We start from the raw sequence: 23,080 nt of genomic DNA on the forward strand, positions 1-23,080 counted from the left end.
GCCTCCGGCGCCCTCGAGGACACGGGGCGCGTCCGCGAGGGCACCCGGCACCGGCCCCCGCCGGCCTCAGCCGGTCACGCGGGGCGCCCGGGTGTGCGCCGCGTCGGACATGTCCTCGAGCTCGCGCCCCTTGGTCTCCGGGATCATCGTGGCGACGAAGAGGAACGAGAGGGCTGCCATCACCGCGTACAGGCCGTAGGCGAACATCAGGCCGAGGTCCGCCAGCGCCGGGAACGTCGTGGAGATCGCGAAGTTGGCCACCCACTGGGCGGACGCGGCCACCGCGAGCGCCCCGGCGCGGATGCGGTTGGGGAACATCTCGCCGAGCAGGACCCACGTGATGGGGCCCCACGAGACGCCGAAGAACACCACGAACGCGTTCGCGGCGATCAGCGCGACGGTGGACATGGGAGCGGCGAGCACCACCGAGGAGGAGCCGTCGGCCGCGGTGACGGCCGTGGCCGTGGAGAAGGCGTAGGCCATCGCGCCGAGGCTCACGGCCATGCCCGCGGAGCCGACCAGCAGCATCGGACGGCGCCCCACCCGGTCCACGAGGGCGAGGGCCACCAGCGTCACCACGATGTTCGTGACGGAGGTGATCACCGTGATCGTCAGGGCGTCGGACTCGCCGAAGCCGACCGAGCGCCACAGCGTGGTGGAGTAGTAGAAGATCACGTTGATCCCCACGGCCTGCTGGAACACGGAGAGCAGGATGCCGACCCACACGATGGGCTTGAGGCCAAGGGCGTCCCCGCGCAGGTCGCGCAGGCTCTCCCGCTGCTCGGAGTTCAGCGAGCGGCGGATGTCCTCGATCATGGGGGCCGGGTCGGCGACGCCGGTGAAGTCGCGCAGCACGTGGGCGGCGTCGTCGAGCCGGCCCCGGGCCACGAGGTAGCGCGGTGACTCGGGCAGGCGCAGGGAGCAGACGCCGTAGAGAACCGCGGGCACGGCCGCCGCGAGGAACATCCAGCGCCACGCCGGCATGCCGAACCACAGCGTCTCGGCGGCGCCGCCGGCGACGTTGGCGAACAGCGCGTCCGAGAGGAGCGCCACGAAGATGCCGAGAACGATCGCCAGCTGCTGCAGCGATCCCAGCCGGCCGCGGACCCGGGCCGGGCTGACCTCCGCGATGTACGCCGGTGCGATCACCGAGGCGGCGCCGACGCCGAGTCCGCCGACCAGACGCCACAGGATCAGGTCCACGACCCCGAAGGCGAAGCCTGAGCCGATCGCCGAGACGAGGAAGAGCACGGCCGCGATCACCATGACGGGGATGCGGCCGCGGCGGTTGGCCAGCGGTCCGGCGAACCAGGCGCCCACCGCGCAGCCGATCAGCGCGGAGGAGACCGCGAAGCCGGTGAGGGCGGGGCCGAGCGCGAAGTCCGCCGCGAGGGCGTCCACCGCACCGTTGATCACCGACGTGTCGAATCCGAACATGAACCCGCCGAGGGCGGCGGCGAGGCTGATGCCCACCACGCTGGCGTTGAGTCGCGAGGTGACCTGCCCCGCGGGGGCGTGCTGCTCTGCCATGGTGGGCCGCTTCCTGTCTTCGGTGGAGCCGGACGCCGCCCCCGGAGACGCACAGTGTCCCGTCCGGATGCGCCCCCGCGCAACCGCATCCTGCCGAGTTCCCGACGGCGGCCCGTCGCCGGCCGTTCACCAGCAGGTCACCGTCCCCGCATCTGCGGGGCGGACCATGGGATCCATGAGCGAGACACCGCGTCCCCAGTCCACCGCCCGCCGCACCGTCCTGGCCACCGGCGCCGCCGCCTCGGCCGTCCTCCTGCTCCCCGCATCCGCCGAGGCCGCCCCCGGCCGCTCCGGCAGGGCCGCCTCGCGGCACTCCGGGCTCGTCTCCTCCCGCCTCACGCTGCCCTCCGGCGTGGCCACGGGCGACGTGTCCTCGAACTCCGCCGTCCTGTGGGCCCGCAGCTCGGGCACCTCCCGCCTGCGCGCCGTGCTCCGCGCCGTGGACGAGTCCGGGCAGGTGCTGCGCGGGCGCTTCGAGCACGGCGTGACCTTGCGCTCGGGCTGGGTCTCCGGTCAGACCGACCACACCGCCAAGATCGTCGCGGGCAGGCTGCCCTCCGGCACCCGCTTCGAGGTCACCTACGCGTTCGAGGACGAGCTGGGCCGCCTCGGCGAGTCCGCCGTCGCCCACTTCACCACGGCCCCCGGCACGCGCTTCGGGAAGAAGACCACCGCCGCGCAGTCCTTCGTGTGGACCGCGGACACCGCGGGCCAGGGGTACGGCATCAACCCCGAGATCGGAGGCATGCGCGGCTACGCGGCCATGCACGCCACCAAGCCGGACTTCTTCCTCCATTCGGGGGACACGATCTACGCCGACAACCCGATCCCCGAGACCGTGGAGGTCAAGGGCGAGCCCACGTGGCGCAACATCACCACCGAGGAGACGTCCAAGGTGGCCGAGACGCTGAACGAGTTCCGCGGCCGTCACCGCTACAACATGATGGACGTCAACCTCCGCGAGATGTACGCGGACGTCCCCGTGATCGCCCAGTGGGACGACCACGAGACCACCAACAACTGGTGGCCCGGCGAGGTCCTCGAGGACCCCCGCTACACGCAGGTGCGGGACGTGGACACGCTCGCCGCCCGCGCCCGCCGCGCGTGGCAGGAGTACATGCCGATCGCCGACGGGCGCGCCCTGCGCGGCGGTGACGGCTTCGAGCCGGCCCGCATCCACCGCAAGATCTCCCGCGGCCCCTCACTCGACGTCTTCGCCCTCGACATGCGCACGTTCAAGGGCGAGAACACCCCCGGTCTCGAGCAGACCGAGACGCCGATCCTCGGCGAGGAGCAGCTGCAGTGGCTCATCCGCGAGCTGCGCGCCTCCACCGCCACGTGGAAGGTGATCGCCAACGACCTCCCGCTGGGCCTCGTCGTCCCGGACGGCAAGGGCCAAGAGTCGATCTCCAACGCGGAGCACGGCGCCCCGCTGGGCCGCGAGCTCGAGCTGGCCCGCCTCCTCAAGGCGATCAAGGACCACGGCGTGAAGAACGTCGTGTTCCTGACCGGAGACGTGCACTACTGCGCGGCCCATCACTACTCCCCCGAGCGCGCGGCGTTCACCGACTTCGAGCCCTTCTGGGAGTTCGTGGCCGGGCCCATCAACGCCGGCTCCTTCGGGCCCAACGCCCTGGACGGCACGTTCGGCCCGCGCCTGGACTTCGAGGCGCACGGACCCGTCATGGGCTCCCCGCGCACGGGCGAGCACCAGTACTTCGGGCACGTGGAGATCCCCGAGGACGGCCGCGCGTTCCGCGTCCGCCTGATCAACGCGCAGGGCACCACGGTCTACTCGCGCACGCTCACCGCGCGCTGACCCGGGTGCCGGGCTCCGGCCCGGTTCCCCCACGACGACGGCGACGCGCCCCGGGCGGGGAGGCGTCGCCGTCGGCGCGTGCCGGGAGGAGGCGGCGGGGACGCAGGACCGGGAGCCGCGGCCGCCCGTCGTGACGGGCGTGGCCGCCGGCCGCAATGAACGAGAGTTCGCCCATCGCCCGGCATGGCTCGCGCTAGCGTCTCGCCCATGTCCCCCTCGCCCTCCGAGGACGCCGCGCGCCTCGACACCCCCGCCACGGCCGACGCCGCCCCCGCTCGGCGCCCCCGCTTCGGCCTGCTCGCGCGCGTCCTGACCGGCATCGTCCTGGGCATCGTCCTCGGCCTGACCGCCCCCGACTGGCTCGCCCGCACCGCGGCCACCTTCGCCGGGCTCTTCAGCGGGTTCCTGGGCTTCATCGTCCCGGTCCTGATCCTCGCGCTCGTGGCGCCGGCGATCGCCGAGCTGGGCCGCGGCGCCGGGCGGTGGCTCGGGCTCACCGCGGCGATCGCCTACGCCTCCACCGTGTTCGGCGGATTCCTCGGGCTGGCGGCCGGGCTCGCGGTGTTCCCGCACCTCCTCACGCCCGGCTCCATCTCCTCGGTGACCGACCCCACCGCGGGGCAGGCCGAGGCCTTCTTCACGGTGGAGATGGCGCCGCCGTTCGGCGTCATGACCGCGCTCGTGCTCGCGTTCGTGATGGGCATCGGCATGACGCTGATCCCGCGGGGCACCCTGCAGCACGGCTTCGAGGAGCTGCGGAGCATCGTCGAGAAGGTGATCAGCGGCGTGATCGTGCCCCTGCTGCCGTTCTACGTCTTCGCGACGTTCCTGACGATGGCCGCCGCCGGAGGCGTCGCCGAGGTCGTCCTCACGTTCCTGGGCGTCATCGCCCTCGTCTTCGTCCTCACGCTCGTCCTGCTGCTCGTGCAGTTCGCCGTGGCCGGCGCGGTCGCGCGCCGGAACCCGTTCACGGCTCTGCGGGCCATGCTCCCGGCCTACGCCACCGCGCTGGGCACCTCGTCCTCGGCCGCGACCATCCCCGTGACCCTGCGCCAGGTGGGCACGCTCGGCGTCCGCCGTCCGGTGGCCTCCTTCGTGGTGCCCCTCGCCGCGACCATCCACCTGGCCGGGTCCACGGTCAAGATCGTCTCCTTCTCCCTGGCCGTGCTCGTCCTCTCGGGCCAGGCCGTGGACGTCCCCGTGATGATCGGCTTCATCTTCATGCTGGGCATCACGATGGTGGCCGCGCCGGGCGTGCCGGGCGGGGCGATCGTGGCGGCGTCGGGGCTGCTGGCCTCGATGCTCGGCTTCACGGAGCCGCAGGTCGCGCTCATGGTGGCGACCTACCTCGCCATCGACTCGTTCGGCACGGCCACGAACGTGACGGGCGACGGCGCGATCGCGCTCATCGTCGACCGTGTCGCCGGCGACCGCATCACGGCGGCGACGGGCGGCGCAGGCCCCACGGAGCCCACCGGCCTCACGCCCGCCGACTGAGTCCGCGCGGCTGACGCCCCTGCGCGTCGTGGCCGAGGACAATGGGGCGCATGCTCATCGTCCTCGGCCCCTCCCCCGCCTCCGGCGGCGCGGCCGCGCCGCCGGACGAGTGGTCCGCCGTCGTCGTCCCGGACGGCGAGGGCGCCCCCGAGCCCGCGGTGCGCTTCCGCCGCGCCCAGGCGCCCGACGTCGTCCGGGGCCTGCCGGCCCGCCTCGGCGCGGAGGCGGCGCAGGTGCGCTGGGTGCTGGCCTCAGTGGCCGAGGCGTACGCGCCGTGGATCGCCGCGGGCGTGCACGTGGACCGCTGCTGGGACCTCGGGCTCGTGCAGCGGATCCTGACGCGTGCCGCGTCCGCCCCCGGCAGCGGGGTGGGGCCGACCGGCGGCTCGGGCGGCGCGGGCTACCGGCCCGTGTGCGAGATCCCCGTCCTCGAGCCCGAGGACCCCGCCGCCCACCCCCGCCACGATCCCGCCCAGGACGCGTTCTTCGACCTGCCCGGCGCGGCGCAGACCGGGCCGGACGCGCTCATGCTTGCCGCGGAGCTGAGAGCCCAGCGCGCGGCGGTCGAGCACTCGGCGCACCCCCACCGGCTGCGCCTGCTCGTGGCCGCCGAGTCCCAGGGGGCCCTCGTGGCCGCGGAGATCCGCGCCGCCGGCCTGCCGTGGAGCCGGCCCGTGCACGAAGCCCTGCTGGCGGAGCAGCTGGGGCCCCGCCCGCCCGAGGGGGAGCGCCCTGCGCGGCTGCAGGCGCTCGCCGAGCGGATCGGCGCGGCCCTCGGGGCCCCCGGCATGAATCCGGACTCGCAGCCCACGCTCCTGCGGGCCCTGCAGACGGCCGGAGTCACCGTGGAGTCCACGCGGCAGTGGGAGCTGAACCGGTGGATCGAGCAGGGCGGGGCGGCGCGCCAGGAGCGGGCCGCGCTCCTGGCGCCCGTGATGGAGTACAAGGCGCTCGCCCGCCTCTGGACCGCCAACGGCTGGCACTGGCTGGACCAGTGGGTGGGCCAGGACGGCCGCTTCCACGCCACCTACCTGGTGGGCGGCGTCGTCACCGGCCGCTGGGCGGCCCACGGGGGCGGCGCCATGCAGGTGCCCTCCGGAGTGCGCGACGCCGTGCGCGCGGATCCCGGCTGGACCCTCACGGTGGCCGACGCCTCCCAGGTGGAGCCGCGGATCCTCGCGGCGATGGCCCGCGACGAAGCGCTTGCCCGGGCCGGCACCACCCCGGACCTGTACCGCGAGGTCGCCGAGCAGGGACGCGCCGCGGGCACCGCGCTGGCCGACCGCGCCCGCGCCAAGGTGGCGCTGCTCGGGGCGATGTACGGGGCGACGACGGGCGACTCCGCCGCGCTCATGCCGCACCTGCGCCGCCTCTACCCGGCCGCGATCGGCCTGCTCGAGCGCGCGGCCGCGGTGGGCGAGGCCGGGGGTCAGGTCTCCACGTGGCTGGGCCGCTGGTCGCCGGCACCGGATGAGGAATGGCTCGCGTCGGTGGCGGACGTGTCCACGCAGGCGGCCGAGTCCTCGGCCCGACGTCGGCGGCGCTCGGCCGGGCGCTTCACGCGCAACTTCGTGGTGCAGGGCACCGCGGCCGAGTGGGCGCTGTGCTGGATGGGCGAGATCCGCCGGCGGCTGCGGGCCGCGGGGATGGCCACGCAGCTGGTGTTCTTCGTGCACGACGAGGTGGTCCTCCACGGACCCGCGGAGGAGGCCGAGGCGGTGCGCGCCCTCGTGGCGGACGCGGCGACGGCGGCGGGGCGCCTGCTGTTCGGGCAGGCACCCGTGGACTTCCCGCTCACCGTGGCGAGCATGGGGTCCTACGCCGAGGCGAAGTGACGGGACCTACCCACGACGCGCGCGGCGCCGGCGGGGCCGCTCACGCCTTCTTCACCACCGAGGACTTCAGGTACATCTGGCCCGCGCCCGGCACCTTCGCCGCGATGTCGTGGCCGTCCACAGGCGACTCCAGCAGGCGGATGCCGCGCACCTTCGTGCCCGCCTTGATCCCGGCGCCGCCCTTGACCTTGAGGTCCTTCGCGATCGTCACGTCGTCCCCGTCGGCCAGCGGATTGCCCACCGCGTCCCGGGTCACGACGGCGGCCTCGGCCTCCGCGGGTGCGTCGCCCTCCTCGGCGGACCATTCGTGGCCGCACATGGGGCACGTCAGGAGGGCGCCGGTGCGAGGGCCGTCAGGACGGCAGGGCGCCGCTCGTCATGAGCGAGAGCATCATGAGGTCCTGCTGCGTGAGGCGCACGGCGCCGTCCGGCACCGCGAAGTCCCGCACGTCCTCGGAGAGGTCCAGGGCGATGGGCATCTCGGATTCGCGCATGCGCTGGAGCTGCTGCCGCTCCTCCTCCGTGGCGTCCGCCGCCGGCTCCATCAGGTCGGCGAACTGCATCGGGTCCGTCTCGACCCGACGCATCACGGTGTCCTCCACGGTGTAGACCATGTCCAGGGTGCCGTCGTTGAGCCGGGCGAGCAGCTCGTCCACGTCCGGGGTCTCCTCGCCGCTCTGCGCGGCGAGGTGCTTGCCCACGAGGTCCTTGTTCGCCTCGACGTACTCCTTCACGCGCAGGCGCATGCGGTAGCGGCCGTCCTCCACCTTCTCCGTGTCGCTGTGGTCCAGGAGGGCGTCCTGCAGCTGCTGTCGCTCCTCCCCCGTGAGGCCCTCCGTGTCCACGCCGGCCTGCTCCTCGAGGCCCTGGGTGACCTGCTCGGCCAGGGTGCTTTCGAGACCGAGCCACCCGCCGGTGACCAGGGTGCGCATCCACTCCATGCCGGAGGGGATCGAGCCGAGCTGGCTCTGCATCTCCGCGAGCGTCGGGGCCTCTGCGCTGCCGCTCAGCCGCATGAGCGCCGGCAGGTCCGCCCGGACGAACAGGTCCATGTCCCCGGTCTCGAGCGCCTGGAGGACCATGGAGTCCTTCACCTTCACGTCCATGCCCCAGTCCATGTCCTCCGGCCGGGCGAGGGTGCCGAGCGTCTGGTCCGTGGTGCTGCGCACGTCCATCACGACCGTGGTGTCCCGGAGCGTGGCGATCACACGGTCGAGCGACTCGCGGTCCTCGGGGGACATCGCTCCGTCGGCGGACTCCATCGCGGAGCGCAGCTGCTCTTCGCTCGCCGTGGTGCGGATCTCGGTGCGGCGCTGCTTCTGTGCGTCGACGTCCTCGAAGGCGGAGCGCAGGACCTCGTCCGGCTTCGGCTCGAACATCCCGCAGCCGGAGAGCGTGAGCGCCCCCGCCAGTCCCAGTGCGGCGATCGTGGTGGTCTTCCTCATGACGGTCCTGTCCCCTCGTGCGTGGCCGACGGCGGGCCGTCCGCTCACGGCCCGCCCAGCACGAACATTAACAGGCGAGGCCGCCTCCCCGGTGCGCCGCACGGCCCCCGTCGGCAGGTTCGCGGACCAGAGAGCCCGCGCCGTCGTGGCGCCCGGAGAGGGCCGGTGGGATCCTGGGTGGATGCACCCCCTGACCCCGCGCCGACGGCGCCCCGCCCCCGCCTGGGCCCGGCGAGCCGACTCCGGGCGGCTCCGTGGATGAGCTGCGCGTCCGCCCCGGCCCCGGCGCACCGCACGGGCTCCGGGTGCCCGCCGACGAGCTGACGGAGCGGTTCTCCCACGCGTCGGGGCCGGGCGGGCAGGGCGTGAACACCGCGGACTCCCGCGTCCAGCTCAGCCTCGACCTCGCCACGACCACAGCGCTCGACGAGGCCCAGCGCGCGCGGGTACTGGACCGCCTGGCCACGAGGCTGCACGGAACGGTCCTGACCGTCGAGGCTCACGAGCACCGCTCCCAGCGGCGCAACCGCGCGGCCGCCCGCGAGCGCCTCGCCGGTCTGGTCCGGGACGCGATCGCTCCGCCGGTGCCCCGCCGGCCCACGAAGCCCACGCGCGGGTCCCAGCGCCGCCGCCTCGAGGCGAAGCGGCAGCGCGGCGAGGTCAAGCAGGCGCGCCGACGTCCTGAGGCGCACTGAGCGCTGACGCGCGGAGACCCTCAGCCCTCGTCCAGGGCCAGCGGGGCGTGGCCCGGGTTGGAGAGCGAGAGCACGACCGCGGCGACGTTCGGGTGCTCGAGCAGGGTGTCCTCGACGCGCTGCAGCATCACCGCGGCCTCGCTCTCACGCTCGTCCCCGGCCAGGTCCACCGCCCCCACGAGGAGCATGCGCTCCGGCCCGACGTACTCGAGGTGCAGGTAGCTGACCGAGACGACCTCGGGCCGCTCCTGGAGCCAGCGCAGCGCGCGGGCGCGCACGGCCGGGTCACCCACCTCGCCGACGAGGAACGCCATGTTGCGGGCGAGCAGGAAGACCGCCACGACGCCGAGCAGGACGCCCACGAGGATGGAGCCGACGGCGTCCCAACGGGCGTCGCCCGTGACCTGGTGCAGGAACATGGCCGCCGCGGCGATCACGAGGCCCGTGAGGGCCGAGGCGTCCTCCACCCACACCGCACGGAGCGTGGGGTCGGAGGTGCGCTGGAGGAACTGGAAGCGGCTGATGCGCCGTTCCTCGGCGTCCCGGTTCACGCGGCGATGCGCGTTGAGGAAGGAGTAGCCCTCGAGCACGAAGGCGACGGCGAGCACGATGTACGCGAGCGTGTAGTCCGACTCCCCCTCGTCCACGCCCCACACCGAGATGCCGTGCCACACGGAGACGGCGGCGCCGACGGCGAACAGGCCGAACGCCGCGACCATGGACCACACGTAGGCGGCGCGGCCGTAGCCGAGGGGGTGCCGCTCGTCCGCGGCCTTGACCGCCCGCTTCTCCGCGAGGAGCAGGAAGACCTCGTTGCCGGCGTCCGCCCACGAGTGCGCGGCCTCCGCGACCATGGCCGCCGATCCGGTGATCGCGCCGACCACCGACTTCACGATCGCGATCGCCGCGTTCACGCCGAGGGCGATGAGGACGGTCAGCAGGCCCTCGCCGCCTCCGTCCTGCGACGTCGTCCTGGGTGCTTCCTCGAGGCCGGTGTGACTCATGGGCAGAAGTCTGCTCCCTTCCGGCCCGAATTCCCCGCGCGGAGGGCCGTGCCGGCCGCGCGAGATCCGTCACTCATGGAGCTCGCGGTCGGTCGGCGCGCCTCACTCCTGGGCGGACCCGGCGTCCCCCCGCGCCCAGTGCTCGCCGCGCCGGGCCAGGAACACCTCCTCGGGCCAGCTGCTGACGCCGGTGACGCGCACCCGGGTGACACGCCCGTCGTCGTCGAGCTCGAAGGGGATGCGCTCCCCCGCGGCGCCGAAGCCGTCCGTGTCCTCCACGCGCAGCGTGGTGGCGTCCAGGGCGCGCAGCTCCTCCTTCGCGTCGAGGGGGCCGGGGGTGATGGGGTCGAGACGGACGAGCCGGTCACCGCCGCGCACGATGTCCATCTCCCCCCACAGCGAGACGTAGCGGCCGGTGAGGCGGTCCAGATCGGCGGGTGCGACGCCGTCGGGCAGGGCCTGCCAGTCCGCGGCGGGCGCCGTGAGCAGGTCCACGAGCTGGACGAGCCCGACGGCGAGCGACTCGGCCGGCCCGTCCACCGCGTTGGTGAGGACGCAGACCGCGAGCCCGTCCGTCGGGTCCACGAGCGTGCGGGTGATCTGCCCGGGGAACCCGCCCGAGTGGCCGACCATCCGCCGCTCCCCCACCGTCGTTCCGATGAGGCCGAGTCCGTAGGTGCCCGTGCCGGTGCCGCGCTCGAACGTGGCCTCGGCGCGGTGCATGAGGCGCAGGGTGCGGTCGGTGAGGAGCTCCCTGCGCCCCAGCGCGAGGGTGCCGAAGAACCTGCTGAGCTCCTCGGCGCGGGAGACGAAGCCGGTGGCGGCCGCGAGCGCGCCGGTGGTGGCCTGGTCGATGGTCACGCGCCGGCGGTCGCGGCCCGTGCCGTGCGCGCGGGTGTGGCCGACGGCGGCACGGCGGTCGAGCTCGTCCGTGAGCTCGGGGTGGGTGTCCGTCAGGCCCAGGCGCGCGACGACGTCGTCCGCCACGTGCTCGGCGTAGTCCCGGCCCGTGACCTGCTCGATGATCGCGCCGAGGACCCCGTAGCCGATGTTCGAGTACTTGAAGTGCTCCTGCGGGGCATAGGCGGCGCCGTGCTCCCGGACGACCGCGAGGAGGGCCTCCGGGTCGAGGAAGTCCTTGTCGAGCACCCAGAAGTCGGCGTCCACGCCGTCGCGGATCGCGCCGGAGGTATGGCTGAGCAGCTCGCGGACGGTGGCGCCTGCGAGGGGGGTGTCCGCGCAGCGCGGGAGGAGGTCGGCCACGGTGTCGTCCAGCCGCAGGCGGCCGGCCTCGACGAGGCGCAGCACGGCGACGGCGGTGAACGTCTTGGAGTGGCTGGCCACCCGGAAGAGGTGGTCCGTGGTGAGGGGATCGCCCGAGGACTCGTCCGCGACGCCGAACGCCTCGGAGAGGACCAGCTCGTCCCCGATGCGGACGGCGACCTGAGCGCCCGGGACCTGGCGGGTCTCCACCTGCGTGGCGATCCATCGGGAGAGGTAGGGGGCGATCTCGCGGAGGCGGGCGGGGGTGAGCTGCGGCAGCGTGCGGGTGACCATGGTCACCCAGCCTACGACCGGGCCGAGGCGCTGGAGGGCACCGCCGGTGTCGACCGGCGCACCCTCGCCTTCGAGAGCACCTCGGTGGGCTACACGACGACGGCCCAGCACGTCAGCCGCACGCGACGCCTGTATTCCCTTGCGGAGGGACGCACACGCCTGCACAGCGAGTTCGACGTGGCGGCCGCGTCCTGCCGGCTCGCGGTGGGACGCTCGCTCGAGGGGTGCTCGGGGGCGCTGCGCCCCTGCCGCATCCATTCGACTTCGGCGAGCGAGGGATCGGCGGGGCGTCCGCCTCCTCCGCTCGGCGCGACACCGCCCTCAGCGTCGGGGCTTGCGCCGCGGACGCCCGGTCCACGCCAGGTAGACGCTGCCGCCGGTGAGCGCGGCTCCTCCGGCGGCGACCACGGGCGCCGCGTACCGGCCGAGCTGGTCCTTGTAGGCCACGAGCACGTTGGTGCCGCCGGAGATCATCGCGGCCACCACCATCGCGGCCACGATCCGGTCCCCCGTGCGCTCGACGCGGGCGACGAGGGGCTCGAGCTCGCCGGTCTTGAGGTTCACGTCCACGCCGCCGTCGTCGAGGCGCTCGAGGAACTTGCGCGCGTACCCGGGCAGGTCGAAGCCGAGCTCGGCCGCGGCCGCGGCTGCGCCGGCCACGCGTGCGGCGAGGCGCCGGGGGTTCAGATGCTCCCCGGCCATGCGCGCGGCGAACGGGGTGAGGACGAAGGAGTAGTCGAAGCCCGGGTGGAGCCGCACGCCGACGCCGTCCACGATGATCAGCATCCGGCACAGCTGCACGAGCTCCGGCGGCAGCGCCAGCCGGTGGTGCCGCACGATCGCGAAGACCTGGGAGACGATCTGGTCCACGCGGATCTCCGCGAGCTCGGCGCCGTCGAGGCGGGAGGTGATGCGGAAGACCTCCCAGCGCAGGCGGCGCCGGTCCACGGTGCCGCGCGGAGGCGCGATCTCCAGGAGCCCCCGCACGAGCCCGTCGGTGTCCTGGCTCGCGAACGCCATCGCCATGCGGGCGAACTGGCGTCGGACAGCGGGGCTGATCCGGCCGACGGAGCCGAAGTCGATGAACCCGATCGTGCCGTCGGACTCGATGAACAGGTTGCCCGCGTGAGGGTCCGCGTGGAACACCCCGTGCTCGAACACCATGCGCAGCAGGACGTCGGCGGCGCGGTAGGCGAGGTCCTCGCGGTCCACGCCGGCGGCGTCCAGGGCGTCGACGTCGTCCACCCGCAGGCCGGAGAGGCGCTGCATGGTCAGCACGCGCGAGGACGTGGTCTCCCAGTCGATCCACGGGAAGCGCACGCCCGGAGTGCCCGCGAAGTTGGCCGCGATCTCCTCGCACGCCCGCGCCTCCACCAGGTAGTCCAGCTCGGCCCGCAGGGAGCGGTCGAACTGCTCCACCATCCCCACGATGTCCATGTCCTGCAGCGTCTGGAAGGCGCGGGAGAGGCGCCCGGCCAGCGTCCGCAGGATCTCCAGGTCGGTCTGGACCTCCTCCACCACGCCGGGCTTGCGGATCTTCACGACGACGTCGCGCCCGTCCCGCAGCCGCGCCAGGTGCGCCTGGCCGATCGAGGCGGTCGCCAGCGGCGTCGTGTCGAACCACGCGAAGATCTCGTCCACGGAGGCCCCGAAGTCCTCGCGCACGGTCTCGGCGAGCGCCTCGAACGGGATCGGGGTGGTGCTGTCCGTCAACCGGGCGAACGCACGGCAGTAGCTCTCCGGGAAGAGGTCGGGCCGGGTCGAGATCAGCTGGCCCAGCTTCACGAACGTGGTCCCGAGCTCCTCGAAGGTGCGCACCACGAGCTCGGGGCGGGCGGCGGCGTCGACGCCTCCCAGGTGAGCCTGCCGGTCCGTGGCCGGCAGCCAGCGGCCGAGCCCGGCCTGCACGGCCGTCGCGTAGAGGCCGTTCCGGGACATGACGTGGGCGATCTCACGGTAGCGCTGGAGCTGGCGGGCCATGGGGTCCACGCTACGCGAGGGGACGGCCCGCCCCTACCGCCTGGCGTAGCGCAGCATGTTCGGCCGGCACGGCGCCTCGGCGGCGATCAGCATGTCCGGCGCCACCGTCCCCTCGGCCCGGAGGGAGAAGAGCCGGTCCACCACCCGGTCTCGCACGCCGTACGGGCTGATCGCGTTGACGTTGATCTTCGTCGCGCCCTCGAAGCCGGCCAGCGTGGAGACACGCCACTTGAGGCACACCCGCCACGGCATGCCGGCCTCGACGTCGGCCGGGCGGGTGTGCCACTCCTCGTTGCAGGGCACGTCCGCGCCGGTCGCGGCGTGGGCGGCGTGGAGCAGGTCGGACATGCCGCGCAGCTCCTCGGGCGCCTGGGCCCACGGATCCGACTCCGCGCTCTTGGAGTACACCTCGAGGGTCGGGTAGCGGTGCCCGAAGCCGGCGAACATGACGGCGTGCTCGTTCTCCGCGATCACCAGGCTGTGGCGGGCCGCGTAGTTGACGGCGTCCTCGTTGAAGACGTTCGGGTCGGCGCGCAGCCGCGCGAGCACCGCCTCGTTCTGCGCTCCACGCTCGTCGATGGCCACCAGCTGCTTGTGCAGGTGGTCGAAGGAGGCGCCGGCGGGCTTGAGCCAGTTCTGGAACACCGAGACGTAGCGAACGTCGCGGTTGGCCTCGTACAGCGCGCGGGCGGCCTCCGCGGTGAAGGCGATGAACGCGTGGTGCTCGTCCAGGGTCAGCGTGCCGGCGCTGGCCAGCCGGTGGTCGTCCGCGGCGCCGTCCACGTAGTGGCGCCGGGCGATGATCACGTCGTGCCCGCCGCCGAAGAACCCCGAGGCCGCATCGATCGTCTCGTCCTCGGACATCGCGTCGATCTCGTCGGGGCTCCTCCCCGCGGCCCGCAGCTTCGTCTCGACGACGGCGCGCACGTGGGCCCGGCCGGCCTCCGAGGCGAGGTAGTCATCGCGGTGGCGCCGCGCCGCCGTCGTGAGCTCGTAGCCGTAGTTGGCGCGCCAGTAGTCGTAGCTGAGGATCTCGAAGAGGTTGGGGACCCGGCGGAACGCGGCGACGGTGTCGAAGAGGTGCTCAGCACCGAGGCCGGCGAGGGTCTCGAAGGACCCCCCCGCGCCGCGGACGACGCGGGCCTTCTCCGGCGGGGTCTCCAGGTATCGCCCCGCGCAGAACGCGCAGTGACGGTCGTGCTCAGCCGGATCGAGGGGGCGCGGCTCCGGCCGCGCGAGCCCCAGCGGGCGGTTGGCCCGCCCCGGGACGGTCCACACCTCGGTGCCGCTGAACGGGTTGACCTGCTTGATCGTGCCGTCCGCCATGGTGCGGAGGAACTGCGGCGCGTGCTGGTGGGGCTGGAGCATGGCTCTCCTCGCGGGGCGGCGGCGTCGGGACCAGGCTAGCGGCCCCTCCCGTGCCGTCTCGGCTCACCGGGCCATCCGCGGCGCGAGCGTCTGCCGGATCTCGCTGACCACGACGGGACCGACGTTCCGACGCCGGAGCGGTGGGGCGCCGATGCGTCTGCCTGCTGCCACGGATGGCGGTGGTCTGCGTCCTTCGCCCAGACTCGGGCGCGCAGCTGACCTCGTCTACAGGGTCCCCGCCGCGCTCGCGATCGCCCGGTAGTCCGCGGCGAGCGAGTCCAGCGTCGCGTGGGCATTGAGCCCGCTCGGATTCGGCGCCACGAACAGGCGGATGCTCGGCCACGGCGAGTCCTGCTCCCCCAGGCGCGCCTTCGGCACGCCGAACGCCGTCCGGTAGGAGGTCACCCCCAGCACCGCGACGGCGGCGGGCGCGTGCGCGGTGACGAGGGCGTCCAGCCGGGCGGGGGCGGCCTCGAGCTCGGCCCGCGCGAGCTCGTCGGCGCGGGCCGTGGCCCGCGGGACCAGGTTGGAGATGCCGATGCCCTTCGCCCGGAGCTCGGCCAGGCCGACGTCGGGATAGCCGCCGGAGGCGTCGATGAGGTGCGAGGTGATGCCGGCCCGGTGCAGGGCCGGGTAGAAGCGGTTGCCGGGTCGGCCGAAGTGCGCGCCCGTGGCGGCGCTCCACAGGCTCGGGTTGATGCCCACGAACAGCAGGCGCAGCGGGTCCGGGAGCAGGTCCGGCACGGTGCGGTCGCGGAACTCCTGGAGCTCGGCCTGGGTGAAGCGCATGCCGACACCCTGGCACAGGTACCCTGGCCCTTGCCCGTCCTCGTCCGCATCACGCCCCTGGAGGCTCCATGTCGTCTCGCATCCATCATCCCGGACTGAAGGCCAAGGTGATGTCCGCGGCGGAGGCGGCGGCGTTCATCCAGCCGGGGACCACGGTGGGCATGAGCGGCTTCACCGGATCGGGCTACCCGAAGGCCGTGCCCATGGCTCTCGCCGAGCGCATCAAGGCCGCGCACGCCCGCGGCGAGGACTTCCGCATCAACCTCCACACCGGCGCCTCCACGTCCACGGAGATGGACGGCGCGCTCGCCGAGGCCGACGGCGTCGCGCTGCGCACCCCGTTCAACACGGACCCCACGATGCGCGCGAGGATCAACGCGGGCGAGACCGAGTACGTCGACACGCACCTCTCCCACCTGGCCCAGACCGTGTGGGAGGGCTTCTACGGCCCGATGCACACCGCCGTGGTCGAGGTGTCCGCGATCCGGGAGAACGGCCGGCTCGTGCCGAGCTCGTCCGTGGGCAACAACAAGTCCTGGCTGGACCTCGCAGACCAGGTGATCCTCGAGGTGAACTCGTGGCAGAGCGAGGACCTGGACGGCCTGCACGACGTCTACTACGAGACCGCCCTGCCGCCGCACCGCAAGCCGGTCGGGGTCACCCACCCGGCGGATCGCATCGGCGTCACGGACTTCGGCGTGGATCCGGCCAAGGTGGTGGCCGTCGTCGAGACCCATGCGCCGGACCGCAACTCGGCGTTCAAGCCCGCCGACGCCGACTCGGTGGCCATCGCCCAGCACCTCGTGGAGTTCTTCGAGCACGAGGTGGCCCAGGGCCGGTACGACGAGCGCCTGCTGCCGTTGCAGTCGGGCGTGGGCAACGTGGCGAACGCCGTGATGGCCGAACTCGTGAAGTCCCGCTTCCACGGGCTGACCGCCTTCACCGAGGTGGTGCAGGACGGCATGCTCGACGCGCTGGACTCGGGAACCCTCTCCATGGCCTCGTGCACGGCGTTCTCGCTCTCCACGGAGGCCGCCGAGCGCTTCAACTCCCACGTGAACCAGTACCGGGACAAGCTCATCATCCGCACCCAGGAGATCTCCAACCACCCGGAGCTCGTGCGCCGCCTCGGCATCCTGGCGATGAACGGCATGCTCGAGGCCGACCTCTACGGCAACGTGAACTCCACGCACCTCATGGGCACGAAGATGATGAACGGCCTCGGCGGCTCCGGCGACTTCGCCCGCAACGCGTTCACCTCGTTCTTCCTCACGCCGTCCGTCGCGAAGAACGGGGCGATCTCCTGCATCGTGCCGATGGTCTCCCACGTGGACCACACCGAGCACGACGTGCACGTGCTCGTCACCGAGCAGGGCCTGGCCGACCTGCGCGGCCTCTCCCCCAAGCAGCGCGCCCGGGTGGTCATCGACAAGTGCGCCCACCCGGACTACAGGGAGCAGCTGCGGGACTACTTCGACCGCGCGATGCGCGGGTCGGACGGCCTGCACACACCGCACCTGTTGGGAGAGTCCCTGTCCTGGCACCAGCGCTTCCTCGAGACCGGGACGATGCGTCAAGGCTGACGGCCCGCAAGACCGGACACGTGCGGGACACCTGGGGGACACCTGCGACGGGGCGCCCTACAGGGGGCCGCGCCTCGCGGCGGGGTGAGATCACGCCGGCTCCGGGCACGTGCCCGGAGCCGGCCCAGGGCCGCAGGACCGGCGTCAGCGGCGCCCGCCCTGCTCCCGTTCGGGGATTCCCGCGGCCCACAGGGCGGCCGCGATGAGGGCGGGCTGGCCGAACAGCCGCGCCAGGCGGCGGCCATCGGTGTCCAGCCCGAAGCCGTCCTTGCGCTCGGCGTACTGCCCGATGTTCCCGGGGTAGATCGCCGTGTAGAAGGCCGCCAGGGCGGTGCCGGTCAGGCGGCGCTGCCCGGGGAGCGCCAGCAGAGCGGCCCCGAGGCCGATCTCGGCCACGCCGGATCCGAGCACCACGAGGTCCGCCGGGAGCGGGACCCACGAGGGCACCTGCGCACGGAACTCACGGCGCGCCACGGTGAGGTGGGACAGCCCCGCAGCGGTCATGAACCCGCCGAGGCCGAGGCGGGCGGCGGTCTGCGAGAGGGGGACGGACTGCCGGCGCTTCGTCATCACGCCTCCCCGAGCTCGAGGACGACGTCGATGTTGCCCCGGGTGGCGTTCGAATAGGGGCACACCTGATGCGCCTGCTCCACGAGGGCGCGGGCCTGGTCCGCGGGGACATGGGGCAGCACAACCTCGAGGGTGACCTCCAGGCCGAAGCCCTCACCCTGGCGGCCGATGCCCACGCGCGCGCCGACGGAGGAGTCGGTGATGTCGGCACGGGAGGCGCGGGCGACCATCTGCAGGGCCGAGTGGAAGCACGCGGCGTAGCCGGCGGCGAAGAGCTGCTCGGGGTTGGTGCCCTGGCCGGAGCCGCCCATCTCGGTGGGCACGGCGAGGTCGAGGTCGACCCGCCCGTCGGTGGTGCGGACATGGCCGTCGCGGCCGGCGCCGGTGCTGAGCGCCTCGGCGGTGTAGATGGTCTCCATGAGAGGTCCTTTCATCCGCCCGCCCCGTGCGGGACGAGTCGGCTCCAGCCTGCCACCCCGTTAGGTCGCGCGCAACCAAGTTGTTCCCCAGCGACCACTAGAATGCTCCCATGGATGCCGCGCCGACCCCCAGCCTCGCCCTCGAGGACCAGCTCTGCTTCGCCCTGCACCGGGCGACGCGCGCCGTCACGCGCGGCTACGGCCCCCTGCTCTCCCGCCTCGGCCTCACCTACCCGCAGTACCTCGTGATGCTCACCCTGTGGCAGGTGGGGAGTGACGCCTCGGCTGAGACGGAGGCGTCGACGTCGGACGCCGCCGGCGCACTGGGGGTCGGCGCGCTGCGGGACCGGCTCGGCATGGACAACGGGACGATCACACCCCTGGTGCGGCGCCTCGCCGGCATGGGGCTCGTCACGCGGGAGCGCGACGTCCACGACGAGCGACGCGTGCTGGTCCGGCTGACGGACGAGGGACGAGCGCTGCGGGAGTCCGCCCGGACGGTCCCGGTGGACGCACTCACCCGGATCCCCCTCGACGCCACCGAGCGCCAGGTCCTCATGGACCTGCTGAACCGGATCACCGAGGCCGTCGGGCCGCGCTGAGCCGGCGGGAGCGGCCCGCGCGCCGAGCGCGGGTCAGCGCACCCGGTCCAGGATCGCCCGGGCGACGGCGTCCGCCTCGCGCTCAGGCAGCCAGTGGTCCGCGTCGAGCGCCACGAACCGGTACTCCCCCGCCACCTGCCCCGCCGTGAGCTCGGCGGCCCGCGGGCCCAAGGCCGCATCCCGAGTGCCCCACACATACGTGGTGGGGACCGACACGGGCGCGTTGCGCGTGGTGGTCACCAGATCCGGGTTCGCCCGATACCAGTTCACCGGGCCGCGCAGGCTCTGCGGGGTGGAGAACCGGCGGGCGTAGTGCTCCGCCCCGGGGACCTGCCCCCGCTGCAGCAGGGAACCCAGCCGTCGCGCGAGGATCCGTTCGGGGAGGGCCGGTGCCTGGAAGGCGGCGATGTACCAGCTGCGGCGCAGCTGGTCCGGGCCACGCAGGGCGCGGGCCAGGGCGGCCGGATGCGGCGTGGACAGGACCGTCAGGGACGCGACGCGCTCGGGGTGGGCGGTGGCCAGCGCCCAGGCGACGGCGCCGCCCCAGTCATGGCCGACGACGTGGACGCGCCGCGCCCCCGCCGCGTCCGCCAGCGCGACGGCGTCCCCCACGAGCGCCGGGAGGCGGTAGGCCGCCGTCGCCCGCGGAGCGGCCCCCGGGGAGTAGCCGCGCTGGTCCGGGGCGAGGGTGCGCAGCCCCGCGGCGTGCAGCAGCGGCTCGACGTGCCTCCAGGACGTGGCGTCCTGGGGGAAGCCGTGCAGCAGCAGCACCACCTCCCCCTCGGCCGGCCCGCCGTCCCGGACGTCGAAGGTCAGGCCCTGATGCCGGAAGGTCGCCATGCCGCCCCCGAGTGCGCCGTCGCTCGTCACAGCCGCACGACCATCTTCCCCGTGTTCGCGCCCTCGAGCAGGTCGATGAACGCCTGGGGCGCGTTCTCCAGACCCTCCCGGACGGTCTCGTCCCACTGGATCTTCCCGTCGGCGACCCACGGGCCCACGCGCTCGAGGAACTCGGGGCGGACCTGCGCCGCGTACTTCTGCAGGACGAAGCCGCGCAGGGTCAGCCGCTTGCCGATTGCCAGCGCGAGGTTGCGCGGGGCGGCCGGCGGCTCCGTCGAGTTGTACTGGGCGATCGCACCGCACATCGCCACGCGGCCGTCGACCCGCATCGCGGCGATGGCGGCCTCGAGGTGGTCGCCGCCCACGTTGTCGAAGTAGACGTCGATGCCCTCCGGCGCGGCCTCGGCCAGCAGGTCCGTGGGCGAGCCGTCGTGGTAGTTGAACGCGGCGTCGAAGCCCAGCTCCTTCACCCACGCCACCTTCTCGGCCGTGCCGGCCGAGCCGACGACGCGCGAGGCGCCCAGGAGGCGGGCGATCTGGCCGGCGACCGAGCCGACGGCCCCCGCGGCGCCCGAGATGAACACGGCGTCGCCCTCCTGCATCTCGGCCACGTGCACGAGGCCGGTGTAGGCGGTCAGACCCGTCATGCCCAGCACGCCCAGGTAGGCGCTGTCCGAGAGCTGGGAGGTGTCCACGGCCTGGACGGTGTCGCCGTCGAGGACGGCGTGCTCGCGCCAGCCGAGGCCGTGGAGCACGGACGTGCCCTCCGGCACGTCGGCGTGGCGCGAGGCGATCACGGTGCCCACCGCGCCGCCGTCGAGCGGGGCGTCGAGCTGGAACGGGGGCACGTAGGACTCGACGTCGTTCATGCGGCCGCGCATGTACGGGTCCACGGACATCACGGTGTTGCGCACGAGGACCTGGCCCTCGGCGAGTTCGGGGAGCTCGACCTCGGTGAGGCGGAAGTTCTCCGGCGTCGGGGCGCCGTGGGGGCGGGAGGCGAGGTGGATCTCGCGCGTGTGGGTGGGGGTGCTCATGGTGGTCTCCTCGGGGTCGGGGCGGCGGGCTCGGCGGGGGGTCAGCGCGCGAGCAGGTCCAGGAGGCGGCGGGCGGCGTCGGCGGAGGAGGCCGGGTTCTGGCCGGTCACCAGGGTGCCGTCCGTGACCACGAAGCTCTCCTGATCCGGGCCCTTGCGGTAGTCCGCGCCGGCGGCGATCAGGGAGTCCTCGACGAGGAACGGGACCACGTCCGTCAGCTGGGCGGCCTCCTCCTCGCCGTTGGTGAACCCGGCGACCTGACGGCCGCGCACGAACGGGGTGCCGTCGGCGGCGGTGATCGGGTGCAGGATCCCGGGCGCGTGGCAGACGAGGCCGAGCGGGCGTCCGGCCGCGTCGCTGTCGAGGATGATCCGCGTGGAGTCGGCGTCGGACACCAGGTCCCACAGCGGGCCGTGACCGCCCGGGTAGAAGACGGCGTCGAACCCGTCCACGTCCACCTGGGCCAGAGGCGTGGTGTGGGCCAGGGCGGCCTTGGCCTCCTCGTCCTGGTCGAACCGGCGGGTGGCCTCGGTCTGCATCTCCGGCTTCGAGCTCGTCGGGTCGATGGGCGGCTGGCCGCCGCGGGGCGAGGCGAGGGTGACCTCGTGGCCGGCGTCCGTGAAGACGTAGTAGGGCGAGGCGAACTCCTCGAGCCAGAACCCGGTCTTGCGGCCGGTGTCGCCCAGCTGGTCGTGCGAGGTGAGGATCATCAGGATGCGGGACATGTCGGGAGCCCTTTCGTTGGTGGGGACTGAACTCTCATGGTCGTACACAACCGAATCTCGGGCAAGGGTGACGGTGCCCGGGTCGTCAGCGCTCCGTCACCCGCCCGTCCTGGACCTGCCAGCGGCGGTCCAGGCGGACGGTGTCCAGCATGCGGCGGTCGTGGGTGACGAGCAGCAGGGCGCCCTCATAGGTCTCCAGGGCCTGTTCGAGCTGTTCGATGGCCTCCAGGTCCAGGTGGTTGGTGGGCTCGTCGAGCACCAGGACGTTCACCCCGCGGGCCTGGAGCAGGGCCAGGGATGCCCGGGTGCGCTCGCCGGGAGAGAGCTCGTCCACGGGGCGGTTCACGTGGTCGGCCCTGAGGCCGAACTTGGCCAGCAGGGTGCGCACCTCCCCGGAGGCCATCTCGGGCACGAGCGCCTCGACGGCCGCGGCGAGCGGGACGGTTCCGGCCAGCAGCGAGCGCGCCTGGTCGATCTCCCCGATCTGCACGCTGGACCCCAGGGCGGCCGTGCCCTCGTCCGGGGCCTGGCGGCCCAGCAGCCCGCGCAGCAGGGTGGACTTGCCGGCCCCGTTGGGCCCGGTGATGCCGATCCGCTCCCCCGCGTTCACCTGGAGGGACACCGGGCCGAGCGTGAAGCCGCCCTGCCGGAAGACGGCGTCGTTGAGGGTGGCGACCACCGAGCTGGAGCGCGGCGCCGCACCGATGGTGAACTCGAGCCTCCACTCCTTGCGCGGCTCCTCCACCTCCTCCAGGCGCGCGATGCGGCTCTCCATCTGCCGGACCTTCTGGGCCTGCTTCTCGCTCGACTCACTGTTGGCCTTGCGGCGCAGCTTGTCGTTGTCCGGGGACTTCTTCATCGCGTTGCGCACGCCCTGGCTGGACCACTCCCGCTGGATGCGGGCGCGGGAGACGAGGTCCTGCTTCTGCTCGGCGAACTCCTCGTACTTCTCCCGGGCCTGGCGGCGCAGGGTGGCCCGCTCCTCGAGGTAGGCCTCGTAGCCGCCGCCGTAGACGCGGTTGGTGCGCTGGGCGAGGTCGAGCTCCAGGACGCGGGTGACGCAGCGGGCCAGGAACTCGCGGTCGTGGCTCACCAGCACGACGCCGCCGCGCAGCTCCTGCACGAAGGCCTCCAGGCGGGTCAGACCGTCCAGGTCCAGGTCGTTGGTGGGCTCGTCCAGGAGCACGACGTCGAAGCGGGAGAGCAGCAGCGCGGCGAGGCCGACGCGGGCGGCCTGCCCACCGGAGAGGGAGGTCATGAGGACCTGTTCCGGGGAGGCGGAGAGGTCCAGGCCGAGGTCGGCCAGGACGGCGGGGAGGCGCTCCTCCAGGTCCGCGGCCCCGGAGGCGAGCCAGCGGGAGAGGGCCGAGTTGTAGCGGTCCGCGGCGGCGTCGGTGACGTCCGGGTCCGCCAGGGCCTCGGCGGCCTCGTCCATCTCGGTCTGCGCGGCGGCGCACCCGGTGCGGCGGGCGATGTACCCGGCGACCGTCTCCCCCGGCACCCGCTCGTGCTCCTGCGGCAGCCAGCCCACGAACGCGTCGGCCGGGGCCAGGCTGACCGTGCCGGCCTGCGGCGCGAGGTCCCCGCCGAGGATGCACAGCAGGGTGGACTTGCCCGCGCCGTTGGCCCCCACGACGCCGACGACGTCCCCGGGCGCGACCGTGAGGTCCAGATCCTCGAAGAGCGTGCGGTGGCCGTGGCCGCCGGCGAGGCCGGAGGCGACGAGGGTGGCAGTCATGCTTCTCCTGGCTCGGGTGGGCTTCCCTGGGGCGGGTCACCGCCATA

General features: G+C 73.5%; 20 protein-coding genes. 6 read left to right on the forward strand and 14 right to left on the reverse strand.

Going from position 1 to position 23,080, the window contains the following annotated elements; genetic code table 11:
- Positions 1-66: 66 nt before the first annotated feature.
- Positions 67-1,530 (reverse strand): sugar porter family MFS transporter, encoded by a 1,464-nt coding sequence (locus LG274_RS04420; RefSeq protein ID WP_404465625.1) that lies wholly within the window; start codon positions 1,528-1,530, stop codon positions 67-69.
- A 175-nt stretch (positions 1,531-1,705) separates the two neighbouring features.
- On the opposite strand from LG274_RS04420, the gene LG274_RS04425 reads away from it, so the two are divergent.
- The 3 genes from LG274_RS04425 (at position 1,706) to LG274_RS04435 (ending at position 6,681) form a co-directional block, all read left to right on the forward strand.
- Positions 1,706-3,349 (forward strand): alkaline phosphatase D family protein, encoded by a 1,644-nt coding sequence (locus LG274_RS04425; protein WP_404465627.1) that lies wholly within the window; start codon positions 1,706-1,708, stop codon positions 3,347-3,349.
- 207 nt (positions 3,350-3,556) lie between these two features.
- Complete coding sequence (locus LG274_RS04430) at positions 3,557-4,846, forward strand: dicarboxylate/amino acid:cation symporter (protein ID WP_404465629.1); 1,290 nt, start codon at positions 3,557-3,559, stop codon at positions 4,844-4,846.
- A gap of 50 nt (positions 4,847-4,896) precedes the next feature.
- Complete coding sequence (locus LG274_RS04435; protein WP_404465631.1) at positions 4,897-6,681, forward strand: bifunctional 3'-5' exonuclease/DNA polymerase; 1,785 nt, start codon at positions 4,897-4,899, stop codon at positions 6,679-6,681.
- A 40-nt stretch (positions 6,682-6,721) separates the two neighbouring features.
- Here LG274_RS04435 and LG274_RS04440 read toward each other — a convergent pair whose 3' ends face one another.
- Both LG274_RS04440 and LG274_RS04445 read right to left on the reverse strand, forming a co-directional pair.
- A complete protein-coding gene (locus tag LG274_RS04440) occupies positions 6,722-7,000 on the reverse strand; it encodes an alkylphosphonate utilization protein (RefSeq protein ID WP_404465633.1) in 279 nt (92 codons plus the stop codon).
- Between the two features lie 34 nt (positions 7,001-7,034).
- On the reverse strand, positions 7,035-8,126 hold the full coding sequence (locus tag LG274_RS04445) for a hypothetical protein (RefSeq protein WP_404465635.1): 1,092 nt from the start codon (positions 8,124-8,126) through the stop codon (positions 7,035-7,037).
- A gap of 254 nt (positions 8,127-8,380) precedes the next feature.
- On the opposite strand from LG274_RS04445, the gene arfB reads away from it, so the two are divergent.
- Positions 8,381-8,821 carry an alternative ribosome rescue aminoacyl-tRNA hydrolase ArfB gene (arfB, locus tag LG274_RS04450; protein WP_404465637.1) on the forward strand — a complete coding sequence of 147 codons (441 nt, stop codon included), beginning with the start codon at positions 8,381-8,383 and terminating at the stop codon, positions 8,819-8,821.
- A 20-nt stretch (positions 8,822-8,841) separates the two neighbouring features.
- Here arfB and LG274_RS04455 read toward each other — a convergent pair whose 3' ends face one another.
- The 5 genes from LG274_RS04455 to LG274_RS04475 form a co-directional block, all read right to left on the reverse strand.
- Positions 8,842-9,825, reverse strand: coding sequence for a cation diffusion facilitator family transporter (locus LG274_RS04455; RefSeq protein WP_298987577.1), 984 nt, complete (start codon positions 9,823-9,825; stop codon positions 8,842-8,844).
- 102 nt (positions 9,826-9,927) lie between these two features.
- Positions 9,928-11,382, reverse strand: a complete 1,455-nt coding sequence (locus LG274_RS04460) for a serine hydrolase (protein WP_404465639.1) — start codon at positions 11,380-11,382, stop codon at positions 9,928-9,930.
- Between the two features lie 321 nt (positions 11,383-11,703).
- The gene (locus LG274_RS04465) at positions 11,704-13,362 is read right to left on the reverse strand and encodes an AarF/ABC1/UbiB kinase family protein (RefSeq protein ID WP_298987583.1); all 1,659 of its coding nucleotides are present in this window, start codon (positions 13,360-13,362) and stop codon (positions 11,704-11,706) included.
- A gap of 33 nt (positions 13,363-13,395) precedes the next feature.
- Positions 13,396-14,730 (reverse strand): DUF4921 family protein, encoded by a 1,335-nt coding sequence (locus tag LG274_RS04470; RefSeq protein ID WP_404465641.1) that lies wholly within the window; start codon positions 14,728-14,730, stop codon positions 13,396-13,398.
- Positions 14,731-14,955: 225 nt separating this feature from the next.
- The gene (locus LG274_RS04475) at positions 14,956-15,519 is read right to left on the reverse strand and encodes a mismatch-specific DNA-glycosylase (RefSeq protein ID WP_404465643.1); all 564 of its coding nucleotides are present in this window, start codon (positions 15,517-15,519) and stop codon (positions 14,956-14,958) included.
- A 68-nt stretch (positions 15,520-15,587) separates the two neighbouring features.
- On the opposite strand from LG274_RS04475, the gene LG274_RS04480 reads away from it, so the two are divergent.
- The gene (locus LG274_RS04480) at positions 15,588-17,102 is read left to right on the forward strand and encodes an acetyl-CoA hydrolase/transferase family protein (protein ID WP_404465645.1); all 1,515 of its coding nucleotides are present in this window, start codon (positions 15,588-15,590) and stop codon (positions 17,100-17,102) included.
- A gap of 144 nt (positions 17,103-17,246) precedes the next feature.
- Here LG274_RS04480 and LG274_RS04485 read toward each other — a convergent pair whose 3' ends face one another.
- Both LG274_RS04485 and LG274_RS04490 read right to left on the reverse strand, forming a co-directional pair.
- On the reverse strand, positions 17,247-17,672 hold the full coding sequence (locus LG274_RS04485; protein ID WP_065573496.1) for a hypothetical protein: 426 nt from the start codon (positions 17,670-17,672) through the stop codon (positions 17,247-17,249).
- The gene (locus tag LG274_RS04490) at positions 17,672-18,091 is read right to left on the reverse strand and encodes an organic hydroperoxide resistance protein (protein WP_404465647.1); all 420 of its coding nucleotides are present in this window, start codon (positions 18,089-18,091) and stop codon (positions 17,672-17,674) included. Before LG274_RS04490 ends, LG274_RS04485 begins: the two co-directional genes overlap by 1 nt.
- Positions 18,092-18,201: 110 nt before the next feature.
- Between LG274_RS04490 and LG274_RS04495 the strand changes: the two genes are divergently transcribed.
- Positions 18,202-18,693 (forward strand): MarR family winged helix-turn-helix transcriptional regulator, encoded by a 492-nt coding sequence (locus tag LG274_RS04495; RefSeq protein ID WP_298711925.1) that lies wholly within the window; start codon positions 18,202-18,204, stop codon positions 18,691-18,693.
- 33 nt (positions 18,694-18,726) lie between these two features.
- Here the strand turns inward: LG274_RS04495 and LG274_RS04500 are convergent, their stop codons facing one another.
- The 4 genes from LG274_RS04500 to LG274_RS04515 form a co-directional block, all read right to left on the reverse strand.
- Positions 18,727-19,533 (reverse strand): alpha/beta fold hydrolase, encoded by an 807-nt coding sequence (locus tag LG274_RS04500; protein ID WP_404465649.1) that lies wholly within the window; start codon positions 19,531-19,533, stop codon positions 18,727-18,729.
- Between the two features lie 26 nt (positions 19,534-19,559).
- Positions 19,560-20,570, reverse strand: a complete 1,011-nt coding sequence (locus LG274_RS04505) for an NADP-dependent oxidoreductase (protein WP_298987630.1) — start codon at positions 20,568-20,570, stop codon at positions 19,560-19,562.
- Positions 20,571-20,611: 41 nt separating this feature from the next.
- A complete protein-coding gene (locus LG274_RS04510; protein ID WP_158491460.1) occupies positions 20,612-21,295 on the reverse strand; it encodes a type 1 glutamine amidotransferase domain-containing protein in 684 nt (227 codons plus the stop codon).
- Between the two features lie 85 nt (positions 21,296-21,380).
- Entirely contained in the window at positions 21,381-23,033 is a 1,653-nt protein-coding gene (locus tag LG274_RS04515) for an ABC-F family ATP-binding cassette domain-containing protein (protein ID WP_404465652.1), read from the reverse strand.
- Positions 23,034-23,080 lie beyond the last annotated feature (47 nt).

Origin of the sequence: Micrococcus antarcticus, from assembly GCF_044872765.1 — a bacterium.
Classification (GTDB): Bacteria; Actinomycetota; Actinomycetes; order Actinomycetales; family Micrococcaceae; genus Micrococcus.